General features: G+C 52.1%; 18 protein-coding genes. 12 read left to right on the top strand and 6 right to left on the bottom strand.

Annotated features, from left to right (window positions below):
• The 6 genes from cyoB (at nucleotide 1) to ACOZIO_RS11420 (ending at nucleotide 6,836) form a co-directional block, all read left to right on the top strand.
• Entirely contained in the window at nucleotides 1-1,992 is a 1,992-nt protein-coding gene (gene cyoB, locus ACOZIO_RS11445; protein WP_013576646.1) for a cytochrome o ubiquinol oxidase subunit I, read from the top strand.
• Nucleotides 1,982-2,596, top strand: coding sequence for a cytochrome o ubiquinol oxidase subunit III (locus ACOZIO_RS11440; protein ID WP_013576647.1), 615 nt, complete (start codon nucleotides 1,982-1,984; stop codon nucleotides 2,594-2,596). The genes cyoB and ACOZIO_RS11440 overlap by 11 nt, the downstream gene beginning before the upstream one ends.
• Nucleotides 2,596-2,928, top strand: coding sequence for a cytochrome o ubiquinol oxidase subunit IV (locus tag ACOZIO_RS11435; protein ID WP_013576648.1), 333 nt, complete (start codon nucleotides 2,596-2,598; stop codon nucleotides 2,926-2,928). Before ACOZIO_RS11440 ends, ACOZIO_RS11435 begins: the two co-directional genes overlap by 1 nt.
• 18 nt (nucleotides 2,929-2,946) lie before the next feature.
• Nucleotides 2,947-3,831 carry a heme o synthase gene (gene cyoE, locus ACOZIO_RS11430; protein ID WP_129952842.1) on the top strand — a complete coding sequence of 295 codons (885 nt, stop codon included), beginning with the start codon at nucleotides 2,947-2,949 and terminating at the stop codon, nucleotides 3,829-3,831.
• A 172-nt stretch (nucleotides 3,832-4,003) separates the two neighbouring features.
• The gene (locus tag ACOZIO_RS11425) at nucleotides 4,004-5,368 is read left to right on the top strand and encodes an MFS transporter (RefSeq protein ID WP_129952843.1); all 1,365 of its coding nucleotides are present in this window, start codon (nucleotides 4,004-4,006) and stop codon (nucleotides 5,366-5,368) included.
• Between the two features lie 169 nt (nucleotides 5,369-5,537).
• Complete coding sequence (locus ACOZIO_RS11420; RefSeq protein WP_129952844.1) at nucleotides 5,538-6,836, top strand: Gfo/Idh/MocA family protein; 1,299 nt, start codon at nucleotides 5,538-5,540, stop codon at nucleotides 6,834-6,836.
• A gap of 165 nt (nucleotides 6,837-7,001) precedes the next feature.
• Here ACOZIO_RS11420 and ACOZIO_RS11415 read toward each other — a convergent pair whose 3' ends face one another.
• The gene (locus tag ACOZIO_RS11415; protein ID WP_129952845.1) at nucleotides 7,002-7,493 is read right to left on the bottom strand and encodes a YajQ family cyclic di-GMP-binding protein; all 492 of its coding nucleotides are present in this window, start codon (nucleotides 7,491-7,493) and stop codon (nucleotides 7,002-7,004) included.
• Between the two features lie 238 nt (nucleotides 7,494-7,731).
• On the opposite strand from ACOZIO_RS11415, the gene panE reads away from it, so the two are divergent.
• Nucleotides 7,732-8,643: a 2-dehydropantoate 2-reductase gene (gene panE / locus ACOZIO_RS11410; RefSeq protein WP_129992087.1), complete on the top strand. Its 912-nt coding sequence runs from the start codon at nucleotides 7,732-7,734 to the stop codon at nucleotides 8,641-8,643.
• A complete protein-coding gene (gene yajL / locus ACOZIO_RS11405; protein ID WP_129992088.1) occupies nucleotides 8,606-9,214 on the top strand; it encodes a protein deglycase YajL in 609 nt (202 codons plus the stop codon). Before panE ends, yajL begins: the two co-directional genes overlap by 38 nt.
• A gap of 112 nt (nucleotides 9,215-9,326) precedes the next feature.
• Here yajL and thiI read toward each other — a convergent pair whose 3' ends face one another.
• Complete coding sequence (gene thiI, locus ACOZIO_RS11400) at nucleotides 9,327-10,775, bottom strand: tRNA uracil 4-sulfurtransferase ThiI (RefSeq protein ID WP_129952848.1); 1,449 nt, start codon at nucleotides 10,773-10,775, stop codon at nucleotides 9,327-9,329.
• 276 nt (nucleotides 10,776-11,051) lie between these two features.
• Here thiI and xseB point away from each other — a divergent pair, with 276 nt between their 5' ends.
• The 4 genes from xseB to ACOZIO_RS11380 all read left to right on the top strand — a co-directional run bounded on the left by xseB (nucleotide 11,052) and on the right by ACOZIO_RS11380 (nucleotide 15,235).
• Nucleotides 11,052-11,294 (top strand): exodeoxyribonuclease VII small subunit, encoded by a 243-nt coding sequence (gene xseB / locus ACOZIO_RS11395; protein ID WP_129952849.1) that lies wholly within the window; start codon nucleotides 11,052-11,054, stop codon nucleotides 11,292-11,294.
• Nucleotides 11,295-11,300: 6 nt separating this feature from the next.
• Nucleotides 11,301-12,230 (top strand): (2E,6E)-farnesyl diphosphate synthase, encoded by a 930-nt coding sequence (gene ispA / locus ACOZIO_RS11390; RefSeq protein ID WP_129992090.1) that lies wholly within the window; start codon nucleotides 11,301-11,303, stop codon nucleotides 12,228-12,230.
• An 18-nt stretch (nucleotides 12,231-12,248) separates the two neighbouring features.
• Nucleotides 12,249-14,111 (top strand): 1-deoxy-D-xylulose-5-phosphate synthase, encoded by a 1,863-nt coding sequence (gene dxs / locus ACOZIO_RS11385; protein ID WP_129992091.1) that lies wholly within the window; start codon nucleotides 12,249-12,251, stop codon nucleotides 14,109-14,111.
• A 149-nt stretch (nucleotides 14,112-14,260) separates the two neighbouring features.
• Entirely contained in the window at nucleotides 14,261-15,235 is a 975-nt protein-coding gene (locus ACOZIO_RS11380) for an aldo/keto reductase (protein ID WP_129992092.1), read from the top strand.
• A 68-nt stretch (nucleotides 15,236-15,303) separates the two neighbouring features.
• Here the strand turns inward: ACOZIO_RS11380 and pgpA are convergent, their stop codons facing one another.
• The 4 genes from pgpA to ribE all read right to left on the bottom strand — a co-directional run bounded on the left by pgpA (nucleotide 15,304) and on the right by ribE (nucleotide 17,918).
• Nucleotides 15,304-15,798 carry a phosphatidylglycerophosphatase A gene (pgpA, locus tag ACOZIO_RS11375; RefSeq protein WP_129953312.1) on the bottom strand — a complete coding sequence of 165 codons (495 nt, stop codon included), beginning with the start codon at nucleotides 15,796-15,798 and terminating at the stop codon, nucleotides 15,304-15,306.
• Between the two features lie 62 nt (nucleotides 15,799-15,860).
• A complete protein-coding gene (thiL, locus tag ACOZIO_RS11370) occupies nucleotides 15,861-16,847 on the bottom strand; it encodes a thiamine-phosphate kinase (protein WP_129992093.1) in 987 nt (328 codons plus the stop codon).
• A gap of 166 nt (nucleotides 16,848-17,013) precedes the next feature.
• A complete protein-coding gene (gene nusB, locus ACOZIO_RS11365; RefSeq protein WP_013576663.1) occupies nucleotides 17,014-17,427 on the bottom strand; it encodes a transcription antitermination factor NusB in 414 nt (137 codons plus the stop codon).
• Nucleotides 17,428-17,447: 20 nt separating this feature from the next.
• Complete coding sequence (gene ribE, locus ACOZIO_RS11360) at nucleotides 17,448-17,918, bottom strand: 6,7-dimethyl-8-ribityllumazine synthase (RefSeq protein WP_013576664.1); 471 nt, start codon at nucleotides 17,916-17,918, stop codon at nucleotides 17,448-17,450.
• Nucleotides 17,919-17,996: the final 78 nt, after the last annotated feature.

The following is a 17,996-nucleotide window of genomic DNA, read 5'->3' as shown; positions in this document are numbered from 1 at the left end:
ATGTTCGGAAAATTAACGCTTGATTCGGTTCCGTATCATGAACCGATTATCATGGTCACAGTTGCCGCAATTATTATCGGTGGTCTGGCAGTCGTTGCCGGCATCACCTATTTCGGTAAGTGGAAGTATCTGTGGACCGAGTGGCTGACCTCCGTCGACCACAAAAAATTAGGTATCATGTATATCATTCTGGCCTTCGTCATGCTTTTGCGTGGTTTTGCCGATGCCATCATGATGCGTAGCCAGCAGGTCCTTGCCTCTGCGGGCGAGCCGGGCTTCCTCCCCCCTCATCACTACGACCAAATCTTTACCGCGCACGGCGTGATCATGATTTTCTTCATGGCGATGCCTTTCGTAATCGGTCTGATGAACGTGGTTGTTCCTTTGCAAATCGGTGCGCGCGACGTTGCGTTCCCGTTCCTGAACAACGTGAGCTTCTGGTTTACCGCCGCGGCTGTTGTGCTGATCAACATCTCTCTGGGTGTGGGTGAGTTCGCACAGACCGGCTGGTTAGCTTATCCGCCACTGTCAGGTAAGGAATACAGTCCGGGGGTCGGGGTAGATTACTGGATCTGGAGTCTCCAGATATCCGGTGTCGGTACCTTGCTGACCGGTGTTAACTTCTTTGCGACCATCCTGAAGATGCGCGCACCGGGTATGCCGCTGATGAAAATGCCGGTATTTACCTGGGCCGCACTGTGCACCAACGTGTTGATTATCGTGTCCTTCCCGATTCTGACCGTGACTGTTGCACTGCTGACTTTAGACCGTTATCTGGGCACCCATTTCTTCACGAATGATATGGGCGGCAACATGATGATGTACATCAACCTGATTTGGGCCTGGGGCCATCCGGAAGTGTACATTTTGGTTCTGCCAGTATTCGGTGTGTTCTCGGAAGTGACCGCGACCTTCTCCAAAAAACGTCTGTTCGGTTACACCTCGCTGGTATGGGCAACCATCGCCATCACCGTGTTGTCGTTCATCGTTTGGCTGCACCACTTCTTCACCATGGGTTCAGGCGCTAACGTCAATGCCTTCTTCGGCATCATGACGATGATCATTTCTATCCCGACCGGGGTAAAAATCTTCAACTGGCTGTTCACCATGTATCAGGGCCGTATCACGCTTAACGCGGCGATGTTGTGGACTGTTGGCTTCATCATCACCTTCTCTGTAGGTGGTATGACCGGCGTTCTGCTGGCGGTTCCGGGTGCTGACTTCGTGCTGCACAACAGCCTGTTCCTGATTGCCCACTTCCATAACGTTATTATCGGTGGTGTGGTCTTCGGTTGCTTCGCAGGTCTGACTTACTGGTTCCCTAAATCCTTCGGCTTCACGCTGAACGAAAAATGGGGTGTGCGTTCATTCTGGTTCTGGATCATCGGCTTCTTCGTTGCATTCATGCCATTGTACGTACTGGGCTTCATGGGCATGACCCGTCGTGTCAGCCAGAACATCGACCCTGAGTTCCACCCGCTGCTGGTTGTTGCGGCATGCGGTGCTGCACTGATTGCCTGCGGTATCCTCTGCCAGCTGATCATGATCTTCGTTTCCGTTCGCGACCGCGACCAGAACCGTGATCTGACCGGCGACCCGTGGGGCGCACGTACTCTGGAGTGGTCAACATCTTCTCCTCCTCCGTTCTACAACTTCGCCATCGTGCCGCAAATTCACGACCGCGATGAGTTCTGGGACATGAAAGAGAAAGGTACCGCTTACAAGCAGCCTGCTAAATATGAACCGATTCATATGCCACGTAACAGCGGCGCCGGTTTCATCATCGCTATGCTGAGTCTGGTTTGTGGTTTCGCCTTAATCTGGGATATCTGGTGGCTGGCTGCAGTGAGCTTCATTGCCCTGGCTGCGACCTGGATTGCGAAAAGCTTCGACGAAGATGTTGATTACTACGTGCCAGTTGAAGAAGTGGAACGTATTGAAAACCAACATTATGAACAAATCCGTAAAGCAGGTGTGAAACATGGCAACTGATACTCTGACTCACCACGATGAGGCCCATGCTGAGCATGGGCACCACGATGCAGGTGCAACCAAAGTCTTCGGCTTCTGGATCTACCTGATGAGTGACTGCATTTTGTTTGCGAGCCTGTTCGCGACATATGCAGTGCTGGTAAACGGGACCGCTGGCGGTCCCTCTGGTAAAGACATTTTTGAACTGCCGTTCGTGCTGGTAGAAACCTTCTGCCTGCTGTTCAGTAGTATCACTTACGGCTTTGCCATGCTGGGCATGAACAAAGGCAACAAAGCCGCTGTTAACGGCTGGTTGTTCCTGACATTCCTGTTCGGTTTAGGCTTCATCGGGATGGAACTCTATGAATTCCATCACCTGATTGCTGAAGGCTATGGCCCGCAACGCAGTGGTTTCCTGTCTGGCTTCTTTGCACTGGTCGCCACCCACGGTCTGCACGTGACCTGTGGTCTGATTTGGATCCTGACGATGATGGTTCAGGTTTCACGTCGCGGTCTGACGGAAGTTAACAAAACCCGTCTGATGTGTCTGAGCCTGTTCTGGCACTTCCTTGACGTGGTGTGGATCTGCGTGTTTACCGTTGTTTATCTGATGGGAGCGATGTAATGAGTCATTCTGCTACTTCCCATGGTGGCGCAAGCCACGGCAGCCTGAAGTCATACGCTATTGGCTTCATCTTGTCGGTTATCCTGACGGTGATCCCGTTTGCCATGGTCATGACCGACACGGCATCACATTCACTGATTCTGGGTACCGTGGTTGCTTCCGCCATCATCCAGATCGTTGTCCATTTAGTGTTCTTCCTGCACATGAATACGTCGTCGGAAGAGCGCTGGAACCTGGTGGCGCTTCTGTTCACCGCTGTGATTATCTTTATCGTTGTTGTGGGCTCATTGTGGATTATGTATAACCTCAACCTCAATATGATGGTCAGTTAAAGAGCCGAGCTGCACGTGATGATTAAGCAATACCTGCAAGTAACGAAACCAGGAATTATTTTCGGCAACTTAATTTCTGTCATCGGGGGATTTCTCCTTGCTGCCAAAGGCAGCATCGACTTCCCACTCTTTCTCGCCACACTGGTCGGTGTTTCGCTGGTGGTCGCATCGGGTTGTGTATTTAACAACTTTATCGACCGCGACATCGACCGGATCATGGAAAGAACGAAGAACCGGGTCCTGGTGAAAGGGCTTATTCCGCCGAAAACAAGCCTGGTTTACGCGACCATTCTGGGTATTGCGGGCTTTGCGTTGTTGTATATCGGAGCAAATCCGCTGGCGATGTGGCTGGCAGTGATGGGCTTTGTGGTTTATGTCGGCATTTACAGCCTGTACATGAAACGCAACTCGGTATACGGCACGTTGATCGGCAGCTTATCTGGCGCAGCGCCACCGGTTATCGGTTATTGTGCCGTTTCAGGCCAGTTCGATACCGGTGCCCTGATCCTGCTTCTGATTTTCAGCCTGTGGCAGATGCCGCATTCGTACGCGATTGCCATCTTCCGCTTCAAGGATTATCAGGCTGCGGGCATCCCGGTGCTGCCAGTGGTGAAAGGCATTTCTGTCGCCAAGCATCATATTATCGTCTATATTTTGGCCTTTATGATTGCGACACTGATGCTGACCCTGAGCGGTTATGCAGGTTATAAATACCTGATTGTCGCCGCCGCTGTGAGTATCTGGTGGCTGGGTATGGCACTGAAGGGTTACAAAACGGAAAACGATGTGCTGTGGGCGAGGAAGCTGTTTGGTTTCTCCATCATCACTATCATGTCGCTGAGCTTCATGATGTCCGTGGATTTTAATTCTGCCCCGACATCATTGCTGACGTACGTTTGGTAACGCACACGTTCAGTGTAACCCGCTGAAATCACAGCTAAAGGCCAGTAGCAATACTGGCCTTTTCTTTTGCTCACTCTGACGGGCAAATTTCGTAATATCTGCTAAAGATCCATCGTTTTACCCAAGCCGGCTTAATCATTAAAATGTCGGATTGTTATTTTGAGGTAGTAATGTGAACGATAACCAGATGACCCCGCAGGAAAGTCGGGCTACATGGGGACTAGGGACTGTATTTTCTTTGCGCATGCTCGGCATGTTCATGGTGCTGCCGGTGCTGACCACTTATGGCATGAAACTGTCCGGCGCCAGCGAAACACTGATCGGCATCGCCATCGGTATTTACGGACTGGCACAAGCTGTTTTCCAAATCCCGTTTGGCCTGCTTTCTGACCGTGTTGGCCGCAAACCACTGATCGTCTTTGGTCTGGTCATCTTCTGTATCGGCAGCATTGTGGCTGCTTCCACCGAATCTATCTGGGGCGTGATCATAGGTCGTGCCTTGCAAGGCTCTGGCGCAATTGCAGCTGCCGTGATGGCCCTGCTTTCTGACCTGACCCGCGAGCAAAACCGTACCAAAGCGATGGCGTTTATCGGCATCAGTTTCGGTATTACCTTTGCGATTGCAATGGTTCTCGGCCCGATCATCACCCACGCCTGGGGCTTACACGCCTTGTTCTGGGCGATCGCGGCGCTGACCATTCTCGGTATCATCATCACCGTGGCCGTGGTGCCCTCCCCTGCCACGCACATCCTGAACCGTGAATCGAGCATGGTGAAAGGCAGCTTCGGTAAAGTGCTGAGTAACGCTAAATTGCTGAAGCTGAACTTCGGCATCCTGTGTCTTCACGTGTTACTGATGTCGAGTTTCGTGGTGTTGCCGCAAGTGATGGAACATGCAGGTTTCCCGCCGAGTGAACACTGGCGGGTGTATCTGATCACCATGCTGACATCTTTCGTTGCCGTCATTCCGGTGATCGTTTACGCCGAGAAAAAGCGCCACATGAAACAGGTATTCATGGGTTGCGTGATGGTGTTGCTGCTGGCTGAAATCGTGCTGTGGGCTGCTGGCCTGCATTTATGGGCAGTCATCGCCGGTATCCAGTTGTTCTTCCTGGCCTTCAACGTGATGGAGGCGATTTTACCCTCGCTAATCAGTAAAGAATCTCCCGCAGGCTATAAAGGCACGGCAATGGGACTTTACTCCACCAGCCAGTTCATCGGGGTAGCAATTGGTGGCAGTTTAGGCGGTTATGTTTACGGACACGCCGGTGCCGGTACAGTATTCCTGGTATGTGCGGCAATTGCCGTCGTCTGGTTGCTGGTTAGTTCTACTATGACTGAACCGCCGTATGTCAGTAGCCTGCGTATCACCTTATCTGAACTGGCAGTGAAAGATTCCGCCTTGCAGGCGCGGATCCTTGCACAGCCAGGTGTGGCTGAAGCCGTTGTCGTACCGGAAGAATTCAGTGCCTATGTGAAAGTGGATACCAAACAGACTAACCGTAAAGCGCTCGAACAACTGGTCAGCGCGGCCTGATTGCCCTCCTGACAAAAACACGCTGTGCTGGCAAACTGGCACAGCGTTTCACTTTTATCTCTGCCGCGTGACTCCCCTCACTTAAAAAACCTCAGTAATCATTATCCTCAGGAATTCCTTAACAAAAATTTTGTCAGTGATGACGGCTTTCGGGCCTTTTGAGGATCTCATGAAAACATATGCTCTCGTTGGCACCGGCGGTCGCTCGGGTTTATACATTGAAGCGATCACTGGCAAATACCGCCACAATGCAAAATTTGTGGCTTTCTGTGATACAAACCAGACGCGAATGGATTATGCGAACCGCCAGCTTGAGCAAAGTGGCGTCGCCCGGGTACCGACCTGGAAAGCGGCCGGTTTCAATACGATGCTCGACGAAACCAAACCGGATATCGTGATTGTCACCAGCATGGACCGCACGCATGATGATTACATCGTCCGCGCCCTGCACGCCGGTTGCGACGTCATTACTGAAAAGCCGATGACCATTGATGAACACCGGGCGCTGCGTATTCTGGATGCGGTCGATGCCACCGGTTATCAGGTGCGTGTGGCGTTCAATTACCGCTACGCGCCGCATCACAGCAAAATACGCGAACTGCTGATGCAGGATACTATCGGCGAAGTGCTGTCAGTTCATTTTGAATGGCTGCTCAATACCGAACATGGTGCAGATTACTTCCGTCGCTGGCACCGTGAAAAACGCAATTCCGGCGGCCTGCTGGTGCATAAATCCACCCATCATTTTGACCTGATGAACTTCTGGCTGAACAGTACGCCGGAAAAAGTATACGCCCAGGGTGACCTGCGGTTTTACGGTAAAGAGAATGCTGAGAAACGCGGCATGACAGAATTTTATCCGCGTGCGCATGGCTACACACAGGCACAAAATGATCCGTTTGCACTGCATATGGCAAATAATGCCCAGCTTAAAGCGCTGTATCTGGATGCGGAACACGAAGATAACTACTTCCGTGATCAGAGTGTATTCAGCGAGGGCATCAATATTGAAGATACGTTATCGGTGCTGGTGAAATATCAGAACAAGGTGCAACTGACCTATTCACTGAATGCATATCTGCCATGGGAAGGGCTGAACGTGGTGTTTAACGGCACCCGGGGACGCATTGAAATGAAAATTGTCGAGATGTCTTACGTTAACGCAGGTGGGAAACGCGAAAAAGAAGGCAGCATTGAAAAAGCGGAAATCACGGTTTATCCGTTATTTGCCGAACCCTGGAAGGCACAATTCCAGCTGGGAGAAGGTGGTCACGGCGGCGGTGATAATGCGATGCTGGAAGACTTGTTCGGCGAGCGCAAAGAGGATCCGTTAAAACGTGCAGCCGATCATCGCGCCGGTGCCATGTCGATCCTGACCGGGATCGCCGGGAACCTGTCGATGCAGTATGACAAACCTGTTTACTTTAAAGATTTCGAGCTGGTGAAAAGACTACGCCAGCGCAAGTAACCCACAAAAAAGGGACGCAATGCGTTCCCATGTTAATTGCCAGAGAGCCAGGTAATTTGAGCGGCAGGAAGGCGGCAAATGAAGGAACCCGATGCGCTTACCGGAGTAAGTGATTCGGGTTACTGAATACGGTCAACACATCTGCCGCTCAAAGAACGACGGCTATCAGTCGCGGAAGTTTTTGAACTGGAACGGCTGGCCTAAATCGCCGTTACGGATGAGTGCCATCACAGCCTGTAAATCATCACGCGCTTTGCCAGTGACACGAACTTCGTCACCCTGAACCTGCGCCTGCACTTTAATCTTACTGTCTTTGATCAGCTTGACGATTTTCTTCGCCAGCGTGGATTCAATGCCGGAATGCAATTTTGCTTCAACACTGTAAGTTTTACCGCTGTGCTCCATCTGCTCCGGAATTTCCAACGCCCCGCCTTCAATGCCACGTTTGGCTAACTTCTCACGCAGAATATCCACCAGCTGGTTCACCTGAAAATCTGATTCGCTGGCCACTTTAATACTCTCATTTTTTTCATTGAGATCGAAGCTGGCAGGAATATTGCGGAAATCCCAACGGGTTTGCAGTTCACGACTGGCATTTTCCACGGCATTACGCACTTCCTGCATGTCGATTTCGGAAACAATGTCAAAAGACGGCATAATCGCTTCTCCCTGTAGTTTTTGTGTTGCGTTATATGGCGTGCATAATACCGCCTTCAACCGCCGATGCCAAACGACAGCAAAGCACCAAACATTAAATGCTCCGGTGCTCATAAAGTGCAGGTGAAAATGTGATCTGTAGCACAAAAGTCTATACTAATAAGATAACCGGACAGCAGAATATTCTTTCAACTATCTTCTTCATGGTTCTATTTCGCCACGATTCCCGGGAGGCACAATGAAAATAACAGTATTGGGTTGCGGTGCGCTGGGACAACTCTGGCTTTCGGCTCTTTATCAGCAAGGCCACGACGTACAGGGCTGGATCCGCATTCCGCAGCCATTTTGTGCCGTCAACGTTATCTCGCCGGAAGGCATTGCTTTTAATCGCAATATGCCTACTAACGACCCGGAACATCTGGCACAAAGCGAATTACTGCTGGTTACGCTCAAAGCATGGCAGGTTTCCGGCGCGGTCAGCGCGCTGATGCCAAAGCTTGATGATAATTGCGCAATATTACTGCTGCATAATGGCATGGGTACTGTTGATGAATTACCGCCCCATCGTCTGGCCATTTTGCAAGGCGCGACGACCCATGCGGCACGTCATGAAAGCAACGCAATTGTCCATGTCGCAGCGGGTGTCACACACATCGGGCCGGTAACACCGCGCGGTGCTGCACTGAGTTCACTGGCAGATACGCTGCATAATGCGTTACCGGATGTCGCGTGGCATGACAACATCAAATCATCGTTATGGAATAAACTGGCGGTGAATTGCGTCATCAATCCGCTGACGGCGATATACAATTGCACTAACGGCGATTTACTGGCCCATACCGCGCAGATTGAAGAAATCTGTCAGGAAGTCGCACAGGTGATGGCCATTGAAGGCGTTGAAATTCATAGCGAATCTTTACTCAGTTTTGTCTATCAGGTGATCGACTCGACGTCAGCAAATCATTCATCGATGTTGCAGGATATCCGCAGCCAGCGTCATACTGAAATTGATTACATTACCGGCTATGTCCTGCGGCGCGGACGGAAATATGGGCTGAATTTACCGGTGAATACCCGCTTATTTGAACAGATTAAGAGAAAGGAAAACGATTATGAGCGCATCAGTTCTGGTCTGCCTGGCACCTGGTAGCGAAGAAATAGAAGCCGTTACCGTAATTGATTTGCTGGTGCGGGCGGGCATTAACGTCATCACGGCCAGCGTCGCCGGCGATGGCAATCTGGAGATCCGCTGCTCACGCGGCGTGCGGATTCTGGCCGACGTCGCGCTGGTGGATGTCGCAGATGATGAGCATGACGTGATCGTACTGCCAGGCGGCCTCGCTGGTGCAACCTGCTTCAGTGAAAGCCCGTTGCTGGTGGAGAAAGTCCGACAGATGCACGTCAGCGGTAAAATCGTTGCCGCCATCTGCGCCGCTCCTGCGCTGGTGCTGGAATATCACGATTTATTCCCGGTAGGCAACATGACTGGCTTTCCGGGCTTGAGGGATAAGATCGACCCGAACAAATGGTCCGATCGTCGCGTGATTTTCGATCCACGCGTTAATCTTCTGACCAGTCAGGGACCGGGTACATCAATGGAGTTTGCCCTGAAGATTATCGATCTGTTGCTGGGTAAAACCAAAGCGGCAGAGATTGCCGCGCAACTGGTTCTTGCGCCGGGGATTTATAATTATACCGATGAAGGTGCCCGGGAAGCCTGAACCATCAGATACCCGAAATAATTCGGGCTGCAGGGCAACCTTTTAAACTGCGCCTGCGCTGGCCCCGACGGGAAGAGGAAAGCCAGCGCACCTGCAGCCTGAAGGGTAAAAACTAAGGGCGATACACCTTAACGTTATCGAAACCCTGTTCTTTCAGATACAGCGCCTGCAAACGGCTCATGACGCCGCGGTCGCAATATAACAGATAGGTTTTGCTCTGATCGAGAGAGCCAAACTGAGTGGCCAGTTTGTAAAACGCCAGCGGTTTCACTTCAACATTTTCCAGTGCCAGCGGTTGTGCTTCCACTTCATCCGGTGCGCGGACATCCAGAACGATGTCTGTTGAGATAAACTCCGCCACCGTTTCCACTTCCGGTACGACTTCAGCTGCCTGCGTAGCGATTTCGCGAATATCGACATTGCGCGCCTCACTGACCACTTTATCCAGCACGTCAAAATCGAACATTGCTTCTTCAGCTTCGATCTTGGCTTTCACCGCCTTCACCGTCGGGCTTTTCGAAATCACTCCACAGTATTCAGGCATGGTCTTGGCAAAATCTTCGGTACCGATTTCACGGGCAATCCTGATGATGTGCTCTTTATCGTGAGAAATCAGCGGGCGCAGGATGAGCGTGTCCGAAACATTGTCAATCAAACGCAGATTGGTCAGTGTCTGGCTGGACACCTGCCCCAACGCCTCACCTGTCACCAGTGCCTGGACGCCGTAGCGCTCAGCGATAGCAGACGCCGCTCGCACCATCATGCGTTTCAGCACCACACCCATCTGGCCGTCTTCGACTTTTTCGAGTATTTCACCCACTACCGGTTCGAAATCAACCGCGATAAAACGCACACGATGCGAGCTGCCAAAACGGTTCCACAGATAATGAGCCACCTGTTTTACGCCGATTTCATGCGCGGCACCGCCAAGATTAAAGAAACAATAATGCACACGACAGCCACGACGCATCAGCATATAACTGGATACGCCGGAGTCAAAGCCACCGGAAATCAGTGACAGCACATCTTCCTGTGTGCCAATCGGGTAACCGCCCTGGCCTTCGAGGCGGCTTTTTACCAGCACCAGTTTATCGTCGTTAATTTCCAGTTTCACCGTGACCTGCGGAGCGGTCAGGCTCACACGGGCCGATTCGATGTGCTGATTCAGACCGCCGCCGACATAGCGCTCAACTTCAGTAGACGTGAAATCATGTTTGCCACGACGTTTAACACGCACGCAGAAAGTTTTGCCTTCTACTTCAGTGCGATAAGCCTCCAGCGCCTGCTCAAAGATATTGTGAACGTCGGTATAAGGACGGTCTTCAACTTCTTCCACATAACGGATACCCGGAATGCGGCAGAGCAATTCCTGAATCAGGTCGTGTTTACTTTCGTCTTTACTGCGAACTTCGATATGATCCCAGTGGCGAACCACCGCCAGCGTCTCATCATGCGGTCGCACAATATTGCGAATGCTGCTTGAGAGGATCTTAATAAAGCGCAAACGCACAGATTGGCTCTTGATGGTGATTTCAGGGAACAATTTAATGATAAACTTCATGGCAGTCTTTTGTTAGCGGGTGAAAAAACGGGGTAGTAAGTCGCTGAATAAGGATCTAGGATCCTATTATTGCTAAGCCAAATGTTCATTATGTGTCACATTGGGCTTAGCAATAATATCTGCGGCGCAGAGTATATCACTTAAAATGGGTACTCTGTGCACAAAACCCTGTAGCCGATCTCATACTGAACAGGAATGTCTCTTGAGGCTGAGCGCTGAGTCTGTCGCCTCAGTACTTCGATCATCCGTTCTGATCAACGATATTAAAAGAGAATTATGTCAAAAAAATCTGCATCACCTGCCAATTTTGAAACGGCTCTGGCCGAACTGGAACAGATTGTTTCCCGCCTTGAGTCGGGCGAGCTGCCGTTAGAAGACGCACTCAACGAATTTGAGCAAGGCGTCCAGCTGGCACGTCAGGGGCAACAAAAGCTGCAACAGGCAGAACAACGCGTTCAGATCCTGCTCGACAGCGACAACGATGCTCCGCTGACGCCGTTCACCCCAGAAGCCGAGTAACGGGTCATGTCTGAAGCGATCTCTCTCTCCAGCGCTGGCGGATTTACCCGTGAACTGCGCGCAATGCAAAAGCGTGTCGATGAGGCACTAACAGCCTATGTCAGCGCACAGCCGCTGGCAGATTTACCGCTGGTTGAAGCCATGCGTTACGGCGCGCTGCTGGGGGGTAAACGTCTGCGTCCATATCTTGTTTACGCCAGCGGCCAGTTGTTCAGCCTCGATCTGAAAAATCTCGATGCGCCTGCGGCTGCCGTGGAATGTATTCATGCCTATTCACTGATACATGATGATTTACCGGCCATGGACGACGACGATTTGCGCCGTGGTCAGCCAACCTGCCACATTAAATTTGGCGAAGCTAATGCGATTCTGGCGGGCGATGCCCTGCAAACGCTGGCGTTTTCTATTCTGGCTGACAGCGAAATGCCGGATGTTGCCATAAAAGATCGTCTGGCGATGATTTCCGAACTGGCCCGCGCCAGCGGAGTCAGCGGTATGTGTGGTGGTCAGGCTCTGGATTTAGCTGCGGAAGGCCAGCAGGTTGGCCTGGAGGCGCTGGAAAAAATTCATCGTCATAAAACCGGTGCGCTGATCCGCGCCGCCGTGCGCATGGGCGCGCTGGCAGCCGGTGAAACCGGACGTGCCGTTTTACCGATACTGGATAACTACGCGCAGGCCATTGGTTTAGCATTTCAGGTTCAGGATGATATTCTGGACGTGGTTGGCGATACCGCTACGCTCGGTAAACGTCAGGGTGCTGACCAGCAACTCGGGAAAAGTACCTATCCTGCCCTGCTGGGGCTGGATGGCGCGAAAACCAAGGCCGCAGACCTGTATCAGGAAGCCGTTTCCGCACTGGATCAGTTGGCCGCACTTTCCTACAACACGGCGCCACTTCTCGCGTTAGCCCGCTTTATCATTGAACGCGATAATTAAACTTACTATGAGCAACTGATGAGTCTTGAATTAGCGAAATACCCGACACTGATGCTGGCGGAGAATCCTGAAGATCTCCGCTCACTTCCTAAAGAGAGCTTACCTAAGCTCTGCGATGAGTTGCGCCAATATTTATTGGCCAGCGTCAGTCAGTCCAGCGGACACTTTGCGTCCGGTCTGGGGACGGTTGAACTGACCGTGGCGATGCATTATGTCTATAACACACCGTTCGATCACGTTGTCTGGGATGTCGGCCATCAGGCCTATCCGCACAAAATTCTGACCGGTCGCCGTGACCGTATTTCCACCATCCGTCAGAAAGGCGGTCTGCACCCGTTCCCGTGGCGTGGTGAAAGCGAATACGACACCCTATCCGTCGGTCACTCATCGACCTCAATCAGTGCAGGTCTCGGCATGGCTGTCGCGGCTGAACGTGAAGGTAAAGGCCGTCGCACCGTGTGTGTGATTGGCGATGGTGCGATCACAGCAGGTATGGCGTTTGAAGCGATGAACCATGCGGGCGACATTAAACCCGACATGCTGGTGATCCTCAACGACAACGAGATGTCGATTTCCGAAAACGTCGGGGCGCTAAATAACCACCTGGCACAACTGCTCTCCGGCAAACTGTATTCGCGTCTGCGTGAAGGCGGCAAGAAGGTCCTGTCTGGCCTGCCACCGATTAAAGAACTGGTGCGCCGAACCGAGGAACATCTGAAAGGCATGATGGTGCCAGGCACGTTGTTTGAAGAGTTGGGCTTTAACTATATCGGGCCGGTAGATGGTCATGACGTGCTGGCGCTGACGCAGACGCTGAAAAACATGCGGGACCTGAAAGGCCCGCAGTTACTGCACATTATGACTAAAAAAGGCAAAGGCTACGCGCCAGCCGAAAAAGATCCCATCAGTTTCCATGCGGTGCCTAAATTCGATCCGGCTTCCGGCACGTTGCCGAAAAGCAAAGAAGGTCTGCCGACCTATTCGAAAATTTTCGGTGACTGGTTGTGCGAAACCGCCGCCAAAGATAGCCAGCTGATGGCCGTTACGCCGGCGATGCGCGAAGGCTCCGGTATGGTGCGTTTTTCACGCGAATATCCGCAACAATATTTCGATGTGGCCATCGCCGAACAGCACGCCGTCACCTTTGCGGCAGGCCTGGCGATTGGCGGATACAAGCCGGTTGTGGCGATCTATTCAACGTTTCTGCAACGCGCTTATGATCAGGTTATCCATGATGTAGCGATCCAGAATCTGCCGGTACTGTTTGCTATCGACCGCGGTGGCATCGTCGGCGCTGATGGTCAGACGCATCAGGGCGCGTTCGATCTCTCCTTCCTGCGCTGCATCCCGAACATGACCATTATGACGCCGAGCGATGAAAACGAATGTCGCCAGATGTTGCATACCGGTTATCACCATAACAACGGGCCGGTTGCCGTACGCTATCCGCGTGGTAATGGTACCGGTGCTTCCTGTGAACCGCTGGCTTCTCTGCCCATCGGGAAAGGCGTCGTGCGTCGTGAAGGCGAAAAGATAGCGATCCTGAACTTCGGTACATTGCTGCCGGAAGCGCTGGCCGCAGCAGAAAAACGCAACGCCACCGTCGTTGACATGCGCTTTGTAAAACCGCTGGATGAAGCGCTGATTCAGGAACTGGCCGCCAGCCATGAAGTGCTGGTCACGCTGGAAGAAAACGCCATCATGGGCGGCGCGGGCAGCGGCGTAAATGAACTGTTGATGTCCAGGCGAATCCTGGTGCCTGTACTGAATATCGGTCTGGCGGACAGCTTTGTTGCGCAAGGTACACAGGACGAAATCCGTCATGATTTAGGGCTGGATGCCGAAGGCATTGACCGTCAGATAACTGACTGGCTGGCCTGATTATTCCCCCTCTTTCTTCCTGAAAGAGGGGTTTTCCCCTCCGATTTCCTTTTCAGTCACACGAGCCTGCCCTGCTTTAAGCTACAGTTATAGCGTGCTAATCATTTTCACGATTTTCTGTTATCACTTCATGCTTACCAGGAGACATCATGCAATACATTACGCTCGGAAAAACCGGTATGAAAGTTTCCCGCCTGTGTCTCGGCTGTATGACTTTTGGCGAACCGGATCGCGGCACCCACGCGTGGACACTGCCGGAAGAGAGCAGCCGTCCTATCATCCGGCAGGCGCTGGATGCGGGGATTAATTTTTTTGACACCGCTAACAGTTATTCTGACGGCAGCAGCGAGGAAATCGTCGGCCGTGCCCTGAAGGATTTTGCCAGGCGCGATGAGATTGTCGTGGCGACTAAAGTGTATCACGCGGTCACCGGCTTAAAACCCGGGCTTTCACGGGCCTCGATTATGCAATCCATCGATGACAGCCTGCGCCGTCTGGACATGGATTATGTCGACCTGTTGCAAATCCACCGCTGGGATTACGAAACGCCGATAGAGGAAACGCTGGAGGCGTTGAATGACGTAGTAAAAGCCGGCAAAGCGCGTTTTATTGGCGCGTCTTCCATGCATGCACATCAGTTCAAACACGCATTAGATGTCTCTGAGCAAAATGGCTGGGCGGGTTTTGTCTCAATGCAGGATCAGTACAATCTTATCCAGCGTGAAGAAGAAAACGAAATGTACCCGCTGTGCCTGGAAAGAAATATTGCAGTGTTGCCCTGGAGTCCGCTGGCACGCGGTAAACTCACGCGTCCGTGGGGAGAAACCACCGCCCGTTCAGTTTCCGATAATTTTGCCAAAACGCTGTATGACGCGACCGATGAGGCCGACGGTAAAATCGCTGAGCGTGTCGGGAAAATAGCGGAAGACCATGGCGTACCACGTGCGCAGATCGCCCTGGCGTGGATCTTAAGTAAACATATCGTTACCGCGCCTATAATCGGTGCTTCGCGCCCCGCTCATCTGGAAGATGCCATCGCCGCACTGGAGGTGAAACTTTCCATTGAGGAAATCGCCGAGCTGGAAATGGCGTATGTGCCGCATCAGGCGACCGGTTTCCAGTAATCTGAGATGACAAAAAAGGCGTTACCAGGCCAATCCTGTAACGCCTTTTCACTGCATGGTCACGAAGATCAGAACAGGCCCAGCGGCCAGTGATGCCCGACCAGATAGATGATAGCCGCGCCAAGCACACCGGCGACCACATCATCGATCATAATACCCATTCCGCCCTGTACGTTGCGGTCAAACCAGCGGATGGGCCACGGCTTCCAGATATCCAGCACACGGAAAACGATAAATCCGATCAACACCCAGCGCCAGTCATTGACCGGGATCGCCATCAGTGTGATCCACATACCGACAAATTCATCCCATACGATACTGCCATGGTCATGAACCCGCATGTCGCGCGCGGTCTGGCGGCAAAGATAAACCCCGATACAAATGCTGAACATAACGATCATCGAATACACCTGCCATGGCAGGTAGGTCATGACAATCCAGAACGGGATCGCGGCGACGGAGCCCGCCGTGCCAGGGCCAACAGGGAATAAACCGCTGCCAAAACCTGTCGCCAGCAAATGCCACGGATTACGCAGATCCAGACGCTTTTTGGCCGCAGCCATGTCCTGAACCGGATCTCCGGTTTTTCCTTTGTACCCCGCCGGGCGTTTTTTACGGCCTATATTCACAACAATTCCTCTCCGGCAAAGTGGTCAAAACCTTGCCATTCAAGTTCGACCGGTACGCCTGAACGCATAAACTTAATACCTTCTGAAAGCGGCGCAATCTGACCCACACAGGTAAAGTTGACACCCAGATGGCTCAGCGCAACATCCAGCGCACCCCGGTTAATTTCCGGCACAGTGAAGCAAAGTTCATAATCTTCACCGCCGGTCAGTGCCCATTTCAGTGCCTGTTCCGGATCCGCCACCTGATTCATGGCTGGCGAGAAAGGGATCGCATCAAGATCGAGGCGTGCACCACACTCGCTGGCATTCAGTATATGTTTAAGATCGGAAACCAGCCCGTCGGACAGGTCGATGGCTGAGGTGGCTAAATCGCGCAGCGCCTGCCCCTGTAAAACACGTGGCGACGGACGCAGATGGCGTTTAAGCAGAAATTCGCGAGTTTTCGCATCATCAACATTCAGCTGTTCCAGCAAAATCGCCAGGCCAGCTGCGCTATCACCCAGCGTACCGGTAACAAAGATCCAGTCGCCTATGCCCGCACCGGCGCGGGTTAAAGCACGCCCCGCAGGCACCAGACCCTGAATGGTTAACGTCATGCTCAGCGGTCCGCGTGTCGTATCCCCGCCAATCAACTGCATGCCGTAATAATTAAGCTGTTCAAACAGACTGTCACTGAATGCCTGCAACCATTCAGTGTTCACTTCCGGTAGTGTCAGCGCCAGAGAAACCCACGCAGGATCGGCACCCATAGCAGCCAGATCGCTCAGGTTAACCGCCAGCGCTTTATAGCCCAGGTCTGCCGGTGAAATCGTTTTGAGAAAATGGATGCCTTCGACCAGCGTGTCGGTGCTGACTGCTAATAGTTGCTTCTCGCCTACCGTCAGCAGGGCACAATCATCACCAATGCCTAAATGAACATCCTGTCGGGCGGTTCTGAACCGGTTAAAGTAGCGAGTGATTACATCAAATTCGCCGCATGACATAGTACATTTCCAAATCGTTAGAATGACTTAAGGCCGGAAATCCGGCCTTAAGAAGGGTGTCACACAAAAGATAAACCAGGTGACATCACCAGATTATCAACAGAGACGGTTACCAGGCCAAAATGACTGTCGCCATTTGTGACTGAAGCCGAAACTTTTTTGATGATCATTTTTTACGAATATGCGGGCCTGCTTTATCCAGCACACCATTGACGAACTTATGGCTATCTTCAGCACCAAAAGTTTTCGCCAGTTCAATGGCTTCATTGATCGCCACTTTGTAAGGGACGTCCTGGCGTTTGCTTAGCTCAAACAGAGCCAGACGCAAAATTGCTCTTTCCACCTGGCCCAGTTCATCCAGCTGGCGGGACAGGTACGGCGCCATCAGTGCATCGAGTTTCTCAGCACTGTTTGCTACACCAGCCAGCAGTTCGCGGAAATAGGCAATGTCTACGTCTTTGACATCCTGCTCGGTCAGGAATTCTAATTCAACATCGGCGATGTCATTTTTCGACAACTGCCAGGAGTAAAGCGCCTGAACGGCACATTCACGGGCGCGGCGACGAGCAGCAGGTTTCACGGATTTCCCCTTAACTAGATTCAGGCTTTAATAGCCTTGATAACATTAATCATTTCAAGCGCGGTCAGTGCAGCTTCTGCACCCTTGTTACCGGCTTTTGTCCCTGCGCGTTCGATGGCTTGTTCAATGCTTTCTGTGGTCAGCACACCAAAGGCAACCGGGATTTCGCTGTTCATGGCAACGCTGGACAGGCCAGAGCTACATTCGCCCGCCACAAATTCAAAGTGGGCAGTGCCCCCGCGGATCACGGTGCCAAGTGCAACAACCGCATCGTATTTGCCGCTTTCAGCCAGTGCGCGGGTTGCCAGAGGCAATTCGTACGCGCCCGGGACCCAGACTACGGTGATGTTGTCATCGCTGACCTGACCGATACGTTTTAATGCATCAACAGCACCTGAAAGCAGGCTGTCATTGATAAAATTGTTAAAACGAGCAATCGCGATCGCTACGCGCGCGTTAGGCGTGGCTACAACACCTTCGATAACGTTCATAGTTTTCCTTAAAGTGGGTTCAGGAGTTTCTCAACCCCAGCCGCAGGGGGGCGGATTCTATCATAAAATAACCCTGTC

This window comes from Rahnella sp. PD4, from assembly GCF_049199325.1.
In the GTDB taxonomy this organism is placed as follows: domain Bacteria; phylum Pseudomonadota; class Gammaproteobacteria; order Enterobacterales; family Enterobacteriaceae; genus Rahnella; species Rahnella perminowiae.
The sequence above is the reverse complement of the archived record's forward strand: the minus strand, read 5'-3'. Positions and strand labels throughout refer to the sequence as shown.